Source organism: Pseudomonas sp. LARHCG127, from assembly GCF_052871455.1.
Window position 1 is genome coordinate 30,019 of sequence record NZ_JBIXJT010000003.1, and the last position, 13,062, is coordinate 43,080.

Sequence of the window (13,062 nt, forward strand, 5' to 3'; positions counted from 1 at the left end):
GGAGATAAATTGTACTAGATGGTTAATTTGGTCAAATAAAGCCGCGGTCGTTGGGCAATAAGTGTTCGATGATCGAACATTGCCGGCCGAAAGGTGAGGGAGAGCAATTGTGGCGAGGGGATTTATCCCCGCTCGAGTGCGCAGCACTCGCAAGAGGCCAGACAAGACAGAGCAGAGGGCCGCTTCGCAGCCCAGCGGGGATAAATCCCCTCGCCACAGGGTAATCCTTCACCCCGAAAGGGAGGACTCAGCGCCGAGTCAACAACACCCCGGATTCCATGTGATGGGTCCAAGGAAATTGATCGAACAACGCACAACGCGTGATGCGGTGGGTGTCGTTCAATTGCGCGATGTTCGCGGCGAGGGTCTCCGGGTTGCAGGAGATGTAGAGGATGTTGTCGAACCGCCGAGTCAACTCGCAGGTGTCCGGGTCCATGCCGGCACGCGGCGGGTCGACGAATACGCTGCCGAATTCGTAGCTTTTCAGGTCGATGCCCTGCAGGCGACGGAACGGTCGGACTTCGTTCAAGGCTTCGGTCAGTTCTTCGGCGGACAGGCGCACCAGGGTAACGTTATCCACAGCGTTTTCGCTGAGGTTGCTCAGCGCGGCGTTCACCGAGGTCTTGCTGATTTCGGTGGCCAGGACTTTGCGCACGCGGGTGGCCAGGGGCAGGGTGAAGTTGCCGTTGCCGCAGTACAACTCCAGCAGATCGTCGCTGCGATCGCCCAGCGCTTCATAGGCCCAGTTGAGCATCTTCTGATTCACCGTGCCGTTGGGCTGGGTGAAGGCACCCTCGGGTTGGCGATAGCTGAAGGTGCGGCCGCCCACTTCAAGTTTCTCCACCACGTAATCGTGGCCGATCACTTCCCGCTTGCCCTTGGAGCGGCCAATGATGCTGACGCCCAGGTCGGCCGCCAATTTTGACGCGGCCGCGTGCCAGTGCTCGTCCAGCGGGCGGTGATAACACAGGGTGATCATCGCATCGCCCGCGAGGGTGGTCAGGAATTCCACTTGGAACAGCTTATGGCTCAGGGGCGCACTGGCTTGCCAGGCGGCCTTGAGCTGCGGCATCAATTGGTTGATGCGCAGGCTGGCAATGGGAAATTCCTCAATGAGGATCGGTGTGCGTTTGTCGTCCTGGGAGAACATTGCGTAATGCCGTTCGCCGGCCTCGCGCCAGAGGCGGAATTCGGCCCGCAGGCGAAAGTTTTTCAGGAGCGAATCGAACACCGCAGGTTCCGGTGCGTCGAACGGCGCCAACAGGTCACGCAAGCGGGTGACCTTGTCCTGTAACTGGGCGGCGTAGGCCTGGGAATCAAAAGTCATGCGTTGAACCAACCCAACTTGATCACGAACAGGATCGACAGAATAACCAGCGCCGGGTTCAGCTCACGGCCACGGCCAGACACCAGTTTGATGGCGGTCCAGGCGATGAAACCGAAAGCGATGCCGTTGGCGATGGAATAGGTGAATGGCATCGCCAGGGCGGTCACCACCACGGGCGCGGCGACGGTGATGTCATCCCAGTCGATTTCCGCCAGGCCCGAGGTCATCAGCACGGCGACGAACAACAGGGCAGGCGCGGTGGCGAAGGCCGGGACGCTGGCGGCCAGTGGCGAGAAGAACAGCGCCAGCAGGAACAGGATCGCCACCACGATGGCGGTCAAACCGGTGCGGCCGCCGGCGCTGACGCCCGCCGCCGATTCGATGTAGCTGGTGGTGGTGGAGGTGCCCAGCAGCGAACCGGCCATGGCGGCGGTGCTGTCGGCGATCAGCGCACGGCCCATCTTCGGCATGTGGCCGTCCTTGCCCATGAGTCCGGCGCGCTTGGCAACGCCGATCAGGGTGCCGGAGTTGTCGAACAGGTCGACGAACAGGAAGGCGAAGATCACGCTCACCAGGCCGATGTCCAGGGCGCCCTTGATGTCCAGTTGCAGGAAGGTCGGGGCCAGGGATGGCGGCGCGGAGATGACGCCGTTGAACGGGGTGAAGCCCATCAGGATCGAAACGATGGTGACCGCCAGGATGCCGATCAGCACCGCGCCGCGTACTTTCAAGGCTTCGAGGGCGACGATCAGGACAAAGCCGAGGGTCGCGAGGATCGGCGCCGGTTGCTTCAAGTCGCCGAGGCCCACCATGGTCGCCGGGTTTTTCACCACGATGCCGGCATTGTTCAGGGCGATCAACGCCAGGAACAGGCCGATACCGGCGGCAATGGCCGAGCGCAGCGGCAGCGGGATGCTGTTGATGATCCACTCGCGGATGCGGAAGATCGACAGCAGGAAAAACAGCACGGCGGAGACGAACACCGCGCCCAGCGCCACTTGCCAGGTGTGGCCCATGTGCAGGACCACGGTGTAGGTGAAGAAGGCGTTCAGGCCCATGCCCGGCGCGAGGGCGATCGGGTAGTTGGCGATCAGGCCCATGACCGTGGAGCCAATGGCCGCCGCCAGGCAGGTGGCGACGAACACCGCGCCCTTGTCCATGCCGGTTTCGCCGAGGATGCTCGGGTTGACGAACAGGATGTAGGCCATGGCCAGGAAGGTCGTGACGCCCGCCAGGATCTCGGTCCGCACGTTGGTGTTGTGTGCCTTGAGTTGAAACAGCCTTTCCAGCATGTCTGCTCCCCGTGGCGCGCCCGGCGCCGTGAATGTATCGACCTCAACAGCAAAGCACAGGTCGCCAGCGGCGCCCGGGAATTTTCTGCGGGTCGGAAAAAGCCGCGCATCATACCAGCAGCGTAGCGTTGTGGCTGCGATCGTCGTCGATGTTTTGCCAACGCGCCAAGTGGGCCATACTGCCCGCGGTTCCGGGAGGTCTCTATGCTTCACATGAATAAAAAGCGGCTGGTGGCCGTGGGCTGCGCGCTGGCCCTGTGGATGCTCGGCCAAGCCGTCAATGCCGCGTCGGCACCGCCCTTGAGTGAGGTCAAGGTACTCAAGGTCGAGTCGCCGGCCTGTGGTTTCGAGGACATCGTCCCCGGGCAGGCGCAGACGCGTTGCGATCACGGCGGGCCGAACATCAAGGTCTACGTGCTGGAAGTCGGCTATGGCCATCAGCCCCATGTCACCCTGGACGGCTTTGAAGTCGACGGCACCCGCTCGCCGGTATGTGCCTACAGCAATGGCAATCTCAACGACTGCTCGGTGCGGACCAAAGTCGTCGGCTATGTGTACATCTTCGACCTGAAGGGCAAGCAAGAGGGCACCTTCAGCTTCAGCAACCAGTCGATCAACGCCCCGGGCAACCGGATGTCGACCCAGTTGTACATCAAATAGCCCGGCCCCCGCGTGAGAAATGCATAACCGTTGTGTAGGAGCTGCCGAGCGAAGCGAGGCTGCGATCTTTCCCCAGACGCTTGAGTCTCAAGCGCTTGTAAAAAGATCGCAGCCTTCGGCAGCTCCTACACTACAGGCATCACCCAGTGGAGAGAGCGCCCATGATTCCTGGAACCAAGATCCCCCGAGCCCTGATTGCCGTCGCCGAGGGCGTCGACGACTTGCAGACGGTCACCTTGATCGATGTGCTGCGGCGCGCGCAGATCGAAACCGTGGTGGCGAGCATCGAAGGACGGCGCATGCTCACTTGCGCCCGCGGCACGCGCCTGACGGCCGATGGCATGCTGGTGGACGTGCTCGTGCAGGATTTCGACCTGGTCGTCCTGCCGGGCGGCATCATCGGCGCTCAGCACTTGGCGGCCCATCAGCCGCTGCAACAATTGATCAAGGACCAGGCCGCCGCCGGGCGTTTCTTTGCCGCCATCGCCGAAGCCCCGGCCCTGGCGCTACAGGCCTTCGGCGTCCTGCGCCAGCGCCGCATGACCTGCCTGCCAGCGGTAAGCCAGCAACTGTCCGGTTGCAGCTTCGTGGATCAGCCCGTGGTGGTAGACGGCAACTGCATCACCGCCCAAGGCTCGGCCGCCGCCCTGGCGTTTGCCTTGATGCTGGTGGAACAACTCAGTGGCAAGGGCGTGAGGAGCGTGGTGGCGGCGGAGTTGCTGGCCTGACGGAGGTCAAGCGTGTTGGGGGAAAGGTTCGATCGCGGGTTGCTCGCGGCGCTCGGCTTGCCACAAGTCATAGTCGGCCTGGACGCCCAACCACACCCTGGCCTTGCCGATCCCGGCACGTTCCAGGCGCACCGCCAGATCGGGGCTGATGGGCGCATGGCCATGCAATACCCGGGAGAGATGAGGCCGGGCGAAGCCCAGGTGTCGTGCCAGTTCGGTGACCGTGATGCCCAGCTCGGGCAACACGTCCAACCGCAAGGTTTCGCCAGGGTGTGGCGGATTGTGCATGGGCATGTTCCAGCCTCCTGATCAGTGGTAGTCCAGATAATCGACCAGTTCGATATCGGACCCGATGAAACGAAAAATAACCCGCCAGTTTCCCGAAACCCCCAGCGACCAGTATCCATCCAGCCCACCCTTGAGCGGATGCAATCGCCATCCCGGGATATCCAAGTCGTTGGCGGCCTGCGCCCTGTCCATGAACTGGAGCATGCGGGCCAGGCGTTTTCCGTGGTCCGCCCGGATACCACGGGTCGACCCCGTCTCATAAAAGAGCCTGAGGCCTTTGTGCTGGAAGGATTTAATCATGGAACAGAGTGTAAGGCGATACATTACACTCGGTGCGGTACATATATACCGCACAGGCCCGTTAAATTCATGTTGCTTGCAGTGCCCGCAGCATCGCAATTGCCTTGAACGCATCACCCCACCCTGAAGTCGTAACCCTTATGACGGCGGTTTCCCAAAACGCCGCGAGTACGACCAACCGTGAGGTGTTCCATGAGCGCGACCCTGTCCGAAGCGACGTCGGCGTCCTTCGTCCGTCATCCGATTCGCCTGACCCTCAATGGCCAAGTGCGAGAGTTGCAAGTGCTGGCCTGGACCACCTTGCTGGACCTGCTGCGTGAGCAACTGGACCTGGTGGGCAGCAAGAAAGGCTGCGACCACGGCCAGTGTGGGGCCTGCACTGTGCTGCGCGATGGCAAGCGGATCAATGCCTGCCTGACCCTGGCGGTGATGTGCGACGGCGCCGAATTGACCACCATCGAAGGCCTGGCCAGTGATGGGGCATTGCATCCCATGCAGCAGGCGTTCATCACCCATGACGCGTTCCAGTGCGGCTACTGCACGCCGGGGCAGATCTGTTCGGCGGTGGGGCTGGCCAACGAGGGCAGGGCGCAGACCCGCGCACAGATCAGTGAGCTGATGAGCGGCAATCTGTGCCGGTGCGGTGCCTACAACAACATTCGCGATGCCATTGAAGACGCCTTGCCTCGTTGCCGTCAGGAACAAGGGGGTGACCGATGAACCCTTTCCAATACAGCAAGCCGGACACGGTGCAGGCGGCCGTCGATCTGTCGAGCCCGGTGTCCCGCTTCATCGCCGGCGGCACCAATCTGCTGGACCTGATGAAGGAGAACCTCACCCGCCCTGAACACTTGATCGACATCACCGGCTTGCCCCTGGCGGACCTCAGTGAAACCCCTTCCGGCGGGGTGATGATCGGGGCCTTGGTGAGCAATGCCGACCTGGCCTGGCACCCGTGGATCGAACGCCGTTATCCACTGCTGGCCCAGGCGATCCTGGCGGGGGCCTCGCCGCAACTGCGCAACATGGCCAGCACCGGCGGCAATCTGCTGCAACGTACCCGCTGCTATTACTTCTATGACGCGAGCGTGCCGTGCAACAAACGCCGGCCCGGCAGCGGGTGCCCGGCCCGGAACGGTTTGAACCGCATCCACGCGATTTTCGGTGCCAGCGATCAATGTGTCGCCACCCATCCCTCCGACATGTGCGTGGCCTTGGCGGCCCTGGAAGCGGTGGTCCACGTCATGGGACGGGGCGGGGCGCGGACCATCGAGTTCGCCGATTTCCATCGTCTGCCCGGCGATGCCCCGGAACGTGATAACCAGTTGGCTGACGATGAATTGGTCACCGCCATCGAGTTGCCTGCCGCCGGTTTTGCCGACCATAGCCACTATCTGAAGATCCGTGACCGTGCCTCCTACGCCTTTGCCCTGGTTTCGGTGGCGGCGGCGCTGGAGCTGGACGGGCCGGTGATTCGCCAGGCACGCCTGGCCCTGGGAGGCGTGGCGCACAAACCCTGGCGCGACAGGGCGGTGGAGAGCTGGCTGACCGGGCAGACTGTCAGCCGCGAAACGTTCACCGCCGCCGCCGATGCGCTGCTGCAACACGCCGAGCCGCTGGAGCACAACGGCTTCAAGGTCAGGTTGGCGCGGCGGGCGATTGTCCGCGCCTTGAGCAATGCCGCGTTGGGTAGCGCACCGCAGGGAGGACACGCCTGATGAACGCTTCGAGCAAATCCATAGGGCAGCCACTCGACCGGGTCGATGGCTTGCTCAAGGTGACGGGCCAGGCGCGTTACGCCGGTGAATATCCCGAGGACGGCCTGCTGCACGGCAGCGTTGTGTCCGGTACGGTCGCCCGTGGCCGTGTGCTGCGCATCGATGCGTCCAGAGCCTTGGCGCTGCCCGGCGTAGTCGCAGTCATCGACCACACCAACCGGCCGAGAATCGCCAGCTACGATGAGCCCTACCAGGATGCCGATGCGGCGGATGGCTCGCCGTTCCGGCCGTTGTACAACGACCAGATACTCTACAGTGGCCAGCCACTGGCCCTGGTGGTGGCGGAAAATCTCGAGCTGGCGCGGTATGCCGGCTCACTGGTTGATATCGAATACGCGGCCGAGGATCACCAGACCGATCTGAAAATCCTGCAAAACGAGGCCCAACCGGCACCCGCTGAATTGCCCAAGCCTCGTGGGAATTTTCAGGGCGAGTACGCCAGTTCCGCGCTCAGCGTGGATGTGTCCTACAGCACGCCGGTGGAACACCACAACCCGATGGAACCACACGCCTCCACCGTGCTGTATCAGCCTGACGGCAGCCTACACATCCACGACAAGACCCAAGGCACGCAAAATTGCCAAGCCTATGTGCAGAAGGTCTTCGGCCTTGAGAAAGAGCAGGTGCGCGTGTTTGCCGCGTTTGTCGGCGGCGCCTTCGGTTCCGGACTGCGTCCGCAATATCAATTGCCGTTGGCGGTGATGGCGGCACTGGCCCTCCAGCGTTCGGTGCGGGTCAGCCTGACGCGCCAGCAGATGTTCACCTTTGGCTATCGGCCGCGCACGTTCCAGCGCGTGCAGCTGGGGGCGGCGGCCAATGGTCGCTTGCTGGCCGTGGCGCACACCGCTGTCGGCCAGACCTCGCGTTTCGAAGACTTCACCGAGCACGTGGTGGAGTGGAGCGGCATGCTCTATCACTGCGACAACGTGACATTGACCTATAAGTTGGTGCCGCTGGACGTCTACACGCCCCTGGACATGCGTGCGCCCGGCGCGGCCCTGGGGCTGATCGGCCTGGAATGCGCCATGGATGAACTGGCCTGTGCCCTGGCGATCGATCCGGTGCAACTGCGGTTGATCAACTACGCCGAACGCAACGAGAACGAAGGCAAGCCCTATTCCAGCAAGGAACTGCGTGAATGTTATGCCCAAGGTGCCCGTCGTTTCGGCTGGGACAAGCGCAATCCGGAACCGCGCAGCATGCGTGAAGGCCGGCAACTGGTCGGCTGGGGCATGGCCGGTGGCGTGTGGGAGGCCATGCAGCAGAAGGCCAGTGCCCGGGCCTCGCTGGATACGAATGGCAAGCTGACCGTCAGCAGCGCCACCACGGACATCGGCACCGGGACCTACACGGTCATGACCCAGATCGCCGCCGAGGCGTCAGGCGTTTCCCTTGAGAACGTCACGTTTGTCCTGGGCGATTCATCGCTGCCCACCGCGCCGTTGCAGGGCGGTTCGTTCACCGTCTCGTCGGTGGGCACCGCCGTGCAGCAGGCCTGTGAGGCGCTGAAGGAAAAACTCCTGGCCGTGGCCCGCCAGGCGTGTCCGGCCTTCAGCGGCGCGACCCTTGAGCAGGTGACGTTTGCCGATGGCCAGCTGCGGCTGGGCGAAGCGAGTGTGGCATTGGCAGAGCTGGCGCAGAAAAGCGGCGAGACACCGCTGCAGGCCCAGGTCACCGCCGAGCCGGACAAAAAACGCCAGGCCTACGCCACGGCCACTCACTCGGCGGTGTTTGTCGAAGTGTGGGTGGACGAGGATTTGGGGACGGTGAAGGTCAACCGAGTGGTCAGTGCCATCGCCGCCGGCCGGGTCGTCAACCCGAAAACCGCCCGCAGCCAGATTCTCGGGGGCGTGGTGTGGGGCGTCGGCATGGCCCTGCACGAAGAAACCCTGACCGACCACGCCCTCGGACGCCACATGAACCACAACCTGGCCGAGTATCACGTGCCGGTCAGTGCCGACATCGGTGACATCGAGGTGATTTTCGTCGAGGAACAGGACGATATCGTCAATGCGCTCGGGTCCAAGGGCGTCGGTGAGATCGGCATCGTCGGGGTGGCCGCGGCGGTGGCCAATGCGATCTACCATGCCACTGGCAAGCGGGTGCGGGACTTCCCAATCACCCTCGACAAATTAATCTAGTGGCCTGTGTGGCTAATTCGTGCACTTAACTTCGGCGCCAGAACTTGCCAGGCTGCGTTGCCATTCCTCGCCGTAGCGGGCTACGACTCGTCATGGCGCCTTGCCTGGCAAGCCCTGGCACTCGAATTTGAGTACTCGAATTAACCGTACAGGCCACTAGGCCTTCGCTTCGTCCACCGGTTCGTGCATCCGGTCGCGGTTGGCCAGGGTCGGGAACAGCTTGATCCAGGTCCCGGTCACCAGCAGCGTGCCCACACCGCCCATGACCACCGCCGGCACCGTGCCGAACCAGTGGGCGGTGAGGCCGGATTCGAATTCGCCCAACTGATTCGAAGCGCCGATGAACAGCCCGTTCACCGCGCTGACCCGGCCGCGCATTTCATCCGGGGTTTCCAGTTGCACGAACGAGGCGCGGATCACCATGCTGATCATGTCTGCCGCGCCCAGCACCACCAGCACTGCCAAGGAAAACCAGAACGAGGTGGAAAGGCCGAAGGCAATGGTGGCGACGCCGAACACGCCCACTGCGGTGAACATCACCCGGCCAACCTTGCGCTCCACGGCAAACCGCGCCAGCCACAGCGACATCAGCAAGGCCCCGACCGCTGGCGCCGAACGCAGCAGGCCCAGGCCCCAGGGGCCGGTGAGCAGGATGTCCTTGGCGAACACCGGCAGCAGCGCCGTCGCGCCGCCGAGCAGCACGGCGAACAGGTCCAGGGAGATCGCCCCGAGGATGTCCGGGCGGCTGCGAATGAAGCGAACCCCGGCCAGCAACGAATCCAGGGTCGCCTTGCCTTTGTTCAGCGGCGTCTGCCGGGCGGGCAGGTTGAGCATCAGGCAGCAGGCAATGAGGTAAAGCACCACGGTGGGCCCATAGACCCAGACGCTACCGAAGGCGTAGAGCAAGCCGCCCAGTGCCGGAGCGACGATGGTGGCTGATTGCTGGGCCGATTGCGCGGCGGCCACGGCGCGGGGAAACAGGCCGGCCGGCACGATGCTGGGCAACAACGCCTGGGTGGTCGGCATTTCGAAGGAGCGGGCGGCACCCAGCAGGAAGGCAAGGATGAAGATCATTTCCCGGGTGACATGGTCGGTGGCGCTGCCGATCGCCAGCGCCAGGGCAATCATCGCCTGCAACGACTGGCAAATGGCTGCGACCTTGCGCCGATCGTAGCGGTCCGCCACATGCCCGGTGTGGAGCATGAACAGCACGCGCGGGGCAAATTCCACCAGGCCCACCAGGCCCAAGTCGAGAACGTTGCCGGTCAGTTGATAGAGGTTCCAGCCGATGGCCACGGTGAGCATCTGGAAGCCGCTGGCAGTGAAGATCCGGGCCAGCCAGAAGGCGATGAAGGGACGATGGTGACGGAGCAGCAGCGGTGCTTGGCTGGGCATCTATGACGGGTCCGGTGATGAAGGCTACGAGATTATCATCGAGCTGTAACAGGAAGTTGCGGTAGCGGGAAAAATAGTTAGCCAAACATCTACTTTTACTGGCAGAAGCGGTTGTTCCCGGGAACATGCGGGCCTCTGTGGCGAGGGAGCTTGCTCCCGCTGGGCTGCGCAGCGGCCCCGGGATTTTGCGGTCGCTGCGCAACCGAGCGGGAGCAAGCTCCCTCGCCACGGGGGCCGTGTGGGTTTGGAAATCACAGCTTGAAGCAGGATTACGACACTGAGACAACCTGTCACGCGACAAAAGACCACGCCGTCCATCGGCAATAATGCGACTACTCTTTGAGCATTGCTTGATCCAGATCAATGCCCTTCGGGGCGTTGCACTGGTGGCCATCCGGCCTGCGTCCTGCGTTGTGACGGTTAAAAAAAGAACGATTTGAAAAGCACTGCACTCCATATCCCTGGGGGTTGGTGCAAGCCCCACCCGCAGCCGGTTTTACCTGACAGAGGAAGACTTATGTTCGGTTTGGAGGCGCTCGATCTCGCCCGAATCCAATTCGCGTTCACCATCTCGTTCCATATCCTGTTCCCGGCCATCACCATCGGCCTGGCGAGTTACCTGGCGGTGCTCGAGGGCTTGTGGCTCAAGACCCGCGATGACACCTACCGTGACCTGTATCACTTCTGGTCGAAGATCTTTGCCGTCAACTTCGGCATGGGGGTGGTGTCCGGGTTGGTCATGGCCTATCAGTTCGGGACCAACTGGAGCCGCTTTTCAGACTTCGCCGGTGCGGTGACCGGGCCCCTGCTGACCTACGAGGTGCTCACGGCGTTCTTCCTCGAGGCGGGTTTTCTCGGCGTGATGCTGTTTGGCTGGAACCGCGTCGGCCGTGGCCTGCATTTCTTTTCCACGGTCATGGTGGCGATCGGCACCCTGATCTCGACCTTCTGGATCCTGTCCTCCAACAGTTGGATGCAGACCCCCCAGGGCTACGAAATCATCGACGGCCGGGTGATCCCGGTGGACTGGCTGGCGGTGGTGTTCAACCCCTCGTTTCCTTATCGCTTGTTGCACATGTCCACCGCGGCGTTCGTGGCCACGGCGTTCTTCGTCGGCTCATCGGCGGCTTGGCATTTGCTACGCGGTCGCGACAACCCAGCCATCCGCCGGATGCTGTCGATGGCGATGTGGATGGCGTTGCTGGTGGCGCCGATACAAGCGGTCATCGGCGACTTCCATGGCCTGAACACCCTCAAGCATCAACCGGCGAAGATCGCCGCCATCGAGGGCCACTGGGAAAACGTCGGCAATGAACCGACCCCGCTGATCCTGTTCGGCTGGCCCGACATGCAAGCGGAAAAAACCAAATACGCCGTGGAAATTCCCTACCTGGGCAGCCTGATCCTGACGCATTCGTTGACCGAGCAGGTGCCGGCCCTCAAGGAGTTTCCGCCTGAAGATCGACCCAACTCGACCATCGTGTTCTGGTCGTTCCGGGTCATGGTCGGCCTTGGGTTGCTGATGATTTTTACCGGCCTGTGCAGCCTGTGGCTGCGCCGCAACGATCGGATCTATCAATCCCGACCGTTCCTCTACATGGTGCTGTGGATGGGGCCGTCCGGGCTGGTTGCGATCCTGGCCGGCTGGTTTACCACGGAGATCGGCCGCCAGCCTTGGGTGGTCTACGGCTTGATGCGCACGGCCGATGCTTCGTCCGGCCACAGCTTCGCCCAGATGAGCATCACCCTGGTGCTGTTCGTCGTGGTGTATTTCGCGCTGTTCGGTGCCGGCCTGAGCTACATGATGCGCCTAGTGCGCAAAGGGCCGGTGGCCCACGAAGCCGAACCGAGCGATGGCGGCCCGGGCCAGAAACGCACCCCGGCCCGGCCATTGTCGGCCGCCAACGAAGGCGACGACGTGGACCACAACGACCGCTCGAACAAGGGGAATTGAGTCATGGGTATTGATCTTCCGCTGATCTGGGCCGTGGTCATCATCTTCGGCATCATGATGTACGTAATCATGGACGGCTTCGACCTGGGGATTGGCATCCTCTTCCCCTTCGTCAAGGGCGAGCGCGACCGCGACGTGATGATGAACACCGTGGCGCCGGTCTGGGACGGTAACGAAACCTGGCTGGTGCTGGGTGGTGCCGGATTGTTCGGGGCGTTTCCGCTGGCCTATTCGGTGGTGCTTTCGGCCCTGTACCTGCCGTTGATCTTGATGCTCATCGGCCTGATCTTCCGCGGCGTGGCTTTTGAGTTCCGTTTCAAGGCCAAGGCTGAAAAGCGCCACCTCTGGGACAAAGCGTTCATTGGCGGTTCGCTGACGGCCACCTTCTTCCAGGGTGTGGCGCTGGGGGCGTTCATCGACGGTTTCGAGGTGGTCAATCGCCAGTTCGCCGGAGGCTCCCTGGACTGGTTCACGCCGTTCACGGTGTTCTGTGGCCTGGCGTTGATCGCGGCGTACGCGTTGCTCGGCTGCACGTGGCTGATCATGAAGACCGAGGGCAAGCTGCAAGAGCAGATGCATGACCTGGCCCGGCCGCTGGCGTTCGTGGTGCTGGCCGTGATCGGTATCGTCAGCATTTGGACGCCGCTGGCCCACGCCGACATTGCGGCCCGCTGGTTCACGTTGCCGAACCTGTTCTGGTTCCTGCCGGTGCCGATCCTGGTATTGGTGACCATGTACGGGTTGTTCCGCGCGGTGGCCCGCAATGCCAACTACACGCCTTTCATCCTGACCCTGGTGCTGATTTTCCTCGGCTACAGCGGCCTGGGCATCAGCCTGTGGCCGAACATCGTACCGCCGTCCATCTCGATCTGGGACGCCTCGTCACCGCCCCAGAGCCAAGGCTTCATGCTGGTGGGCACGCTGTTCATCATTCCGTTGATCCTGGTGTACACCTTCTGGAGCTACTACGTGTTCCGCGGCAAGGTGACCCATGACGACGGCTACCATTGAGGGCGTGAGCATGGCCAAACCTGACTTGAAAGACATCGAGGCCGCCGAACGCAAGCCACTCTGGCAGCGGCTCGGCTGGCTGGCGCTGATCTGGGCTGGCAGCGTGCTGGCGTTGTTCATCGTCGCCAGTTTGATGCGGATGTTCATGAATGCCGCCGGGCTGACCACCCACTGATTCCTCTGTGGGG

Annotated in this window: 13 protein-coding genes; 8 read left to right on the forward strand and 5 right to left on the reverse strand. The window is 62.7% G+C overall.

Annotated features, from left to right (window positions below):
- Window positions 1-247: 247 nt before the first annotated feature.
- Together trmA and ACIPQ1_RS05975 are read right to left on the reverse strand one after the other, a co-directional pair.
- Window positions 248-1,327: a tRNA (uridine(54)-C5)-methyltransferase TrmA gene (gene trmA, locus ACIPQ1_RS05970; RefSeq protein WP_411385691.1), complete on the reverse strand. Its 1,080-nt coding sequence runs from the start codon at window positions 1,325-1,327 to the stop codon at window positions 248-250.
- Window positions 1,324-2,619 carry an NCS2 family permease gene (locus ACIPQ1_RS05975; protein WP_186706528.1) on the reverse strand — a complete coding sequence of 432 codons (1,296 nt, stop codon included), beginning with the start codon at window positions 2,617-2,619 and terminating at the stop codon, window positions 1,324-1,326. Before ACIPQ1_RS05975 ends, trmA begins: the two co-directional genes overlap by 4 nt.
- Window positions 2,620-2,823: 204 nt before the next feature.
- Between ACIPQ1_RS05975 and ACIPQ1_RS05980 the strand changes: the two genes are divergently transcribed.
- Together ACIPQ1_RS05980 and ACIPQ1_RS05985 are read left to right on the forward strand one after the other, a co-directional pair.
- Window positions 2,824-3,279 carry a DUF4879 domain-containing protein gene (locus tag ACIPQ1_RS05980; RefSeq protein ID WP_411385689.1) on the forward strand — a complete coding sequence of 152 codons (456 nt, stop codon included), beginning with the start codon at window positions 2,824-2,826 and terminating at the stop codon, window positions 3,277-3,279.
- Window positions 3,280-3,440: 161 nt separating this feature from the next.
- Window positions 3,441-4,007 (forward strand): DJ-1 family glyoxalase III, encoded by a 567-nt coding sequence (locus tag ACIPQ1_RS05985; protein ID WP_250963278.1) that lies wholly within the window; start codon window positions 3,441-3,443, stop codon window positions 4,005-4,007.
- A gap of 6 nt (window positions 4,008-4,013) precedes the next feature.
- Here the strand turns inward: ACIPQ1_RS05985 and ACIPQ1_RS05990 are convergent, their stop codons facing one another.
- Window positions 4,014-4,301 carry a HigA family addiction module antitoxin gene (locus tag ACIPQ1_RS05990; RefSeq protein ID WP_186730615.1) on the reverse strand — a complete coding sequence of 96 codons (288 nt, stop codon included), beginning with the start codon at window positions 4,299-4,301 and terminating at the stop codon, window positions 4,014-4,016.
- Between the two features lie 15 nt (window positions 4,302-4,316).
- Complete coding sequence (locus ACIPQ1_RS05995) at window positions 4,317-4,595, reverse strand: type II toxin-antitoxin system RelE/ParE family toxin (RefSeq protein ID WP_411385688.1); 279 nt, start codon at window positions 4,593-4,595, stop codon at window positions 4,317-4,319.
- Between the two features lie 192 nt (window positions 4,596-4,787).
- Here ACIPQ1_RS05995 and ACIPQ1_RS06000 point away from each other — a divergent pair, with 192 nt between their 5' ends.
- Genes ACIPQ1_RS06000 through ACIPQ1_RS06010 form a run of 3 tightly spaced genes read left to right on the forward strand, consistent with a single transcriptional unit; the run spans window position 4,788 to window position 8,514 of the window.
- Entirely contained in the window at window positions 4,788-5,315 is a 528-nt protein-coding gene (locus tag ACIPQ1_RS06000) for a (2Fe-2S)-binding protein (RefSeq protein ID WP_250963276.1), read from the forward strand.
- A complete protein-coding gene (locus ACIPQ1_RS06005) occupies window positions 5,312-6,313 on the forward strand; it encodes an FAD binding domain-containing protein (RefSeq protein WP_250963275.1) in 1,002 nt (333 codons plus the stop codon). The genes ACIPQ1_RS06000 and ACIPQ1_RS06005 overlap by 4 nt, the downstream gene beginning before the upstream one ends.
- Window positions 6,313-8,514, forward strand: a complete 2,202-nt coding sequence (locus ACIPQ1_RS06010; RefSeq protein ID WP_446533750.1) for a xanthine dehydrogenase family protein molybdopterin-binding subunit — start codon at window positions 6,313-6,315, stop codon at window positions 8,512-8,514. Before ACIPQ1_RS06005 ends, ACIPQ1_RS06010 begins: the two co-directional genes overlap by 1 nt.
- A gap of 156 nt (window positions 8,515-8,670) precedes the next feature.
- Here ACIPQ1_RS06010 and ACIPQ1_RS06015 read toward each other — a convergent pair whose 3' ends face one another.
- Window positions 8,671-9,909: an MFS transporter gene (locus ACIPQ1_RS06015; protein WP_186706521.1), complete on the reverse strand. Its 1,239-nt coding sequence runs from the start codon at window positions 9,907-9,909 to the stop codon at window positions 8,671-8,673.
- A 517-nt stretch (window positions 9,910-10,426) separates the two neighbouring features.
- On the opposite strand from ACIPQ1_RS06015, the gene ACIPQ1_RS06020 reads away from it, so the two are divergent.
- Genes ACIPQ1_RS06020 through ACIPQ1_RS06030 form a run of 3 tightly spaced genes read left to right on the forward strand, consistent with a single transcriptional unit; the run spans window position 10,427 to window position 13,049 of the window.
- Window positions 10,427-11,863 carry a cytochrome ubiquinol oxidase subunit I gene (locus ACIPQ1_RS06020; protein WP_446533751.1) on the forward strand — a complete coding sequence of 479 codons (1,437 nt, stop codon included), beginning with the start codon at window positions 10,427-10,429 and terminating at the stop codon, window positions 11,861-11,863.
- Window positions 11,864-11,866: 3 nt separating this feature from the next.
- Window positions 11,867-12,874: a cytochrome d ubiquinol oxidase subunit II gene (gene cydB, locus ACIPQ1_RS06025; protein WP_053125566.1), complete on the forward strand. Its 1,008-nt coding sequence runs from the start codon at window positions 11,867-11,869 to the stop codon at window positions 12,872-12,874.
- A gap of 10 nt (window positions 12,875-12,884) precedes the next feature.
- Window positions 12,885-13,049: a DUF2474 domain-containing protein gene (locus tag ACIPQ1_RS06030; RefSeq protein WP_003205785.1), complete on the forward strand. Its 165-nt coding sequence runs from the start codon at window positions 12,885-12,887 to the stop codon at window positions 13,047-13,049.
- Window positions 13,050-13,062: the final 13 nt, after the last annotated feature.

Coding starts and splice junctions, on each gene's coding strand:
- trmA (WP_411385691.1), bottom strand. CDS start 1,327: ATGACTTTTGATTCCCAGGCCTACGCCGCCCAGTTACAGGACAAGGTC.
- ACIPQ1_RS05975 (WP_186706528.1), bottom strand. CDS start 2,619: ATGCTGGAAAGGCTGTTTCAACTCAAGGCACACAACACCAACGTGCGG.
- ACIPQ1_RS05980 (WP_411385689.1), top strand. CDS start 2,824: ATGCTTCACATGAATAAAAAGCGGCTGGTGGCCGTGGGCTGCGCGCTG.
- ACIPQ1_RS05985 (WP_250963278.1), top strand. CDS start 3,441: ATGATTCCTGGAACCAAGATCCCCCGAGCCCTGATTGCCGTCGCCGAG.
- ACIPQ1_RS05990 (WP_186730615.1), bottom strand. CDS start 4,301: ATGCCCATGCACAATCCGCCACACCCTGGCGAAACCTTGCGGTTGGAC.
- ACIPQ1_RS05995 (WP_411385688.1), bottom strand. CDS start 4,595: ATGATTAAATCCTTCCAGCACAAAGGCCTCAGGCTCTTTTATGAGACG.
- ACIPQ1_RS06000 (WP_250963276.1), top strand. CDS start 4,788: ATGAGCGCGACCCTGTCCGAAGCGACGTCGGCGTCCTTCGTCCGTCAT.
- ACIPQ1_RS06005 (WP_250963275.1), top strand. CDS start 5,312: ATGAACCCTTTCCAATACAGCAAGCCGGACACGGTGCAGGCGGCCGTC.
- ACIPQ1_RS06010 (WP_446533750.1), top strand. CDS start 6,313: ATGAACGCTTCGAGCAAATCCATAGGGCAGCCACTCGACCGGGTCGAT.
- ACIPQ1_RS06015 (WP_186706521.1), bottom strand. CDS start 9,909: ATGCCCAGCCAAGCACCGCTGCTGCTCCGTCACCATCGTCCCTTCATC.
- ACIPQ1_RS06020 (WP_446533751.1), top strand. CDS start 10,427: ATGTTCGGTTTGGAGGCGCTCGATCTCGCCCGAATCCAATTCGCGTTC.
- cydB (WP_053125566.1), top strand. CDS start 11,867: ATGGGTATTGATCTTCCGCTGATCTGGGCCGTGGTCATCATCTTCGGC.
- ACIPQ1_RS06030 (WP_003205785.1), top strand. CDS start 12,885: ATGGCCAAACCTGACTTGAAAGACATCGAGGCCGCCGAACGCAAGCCA.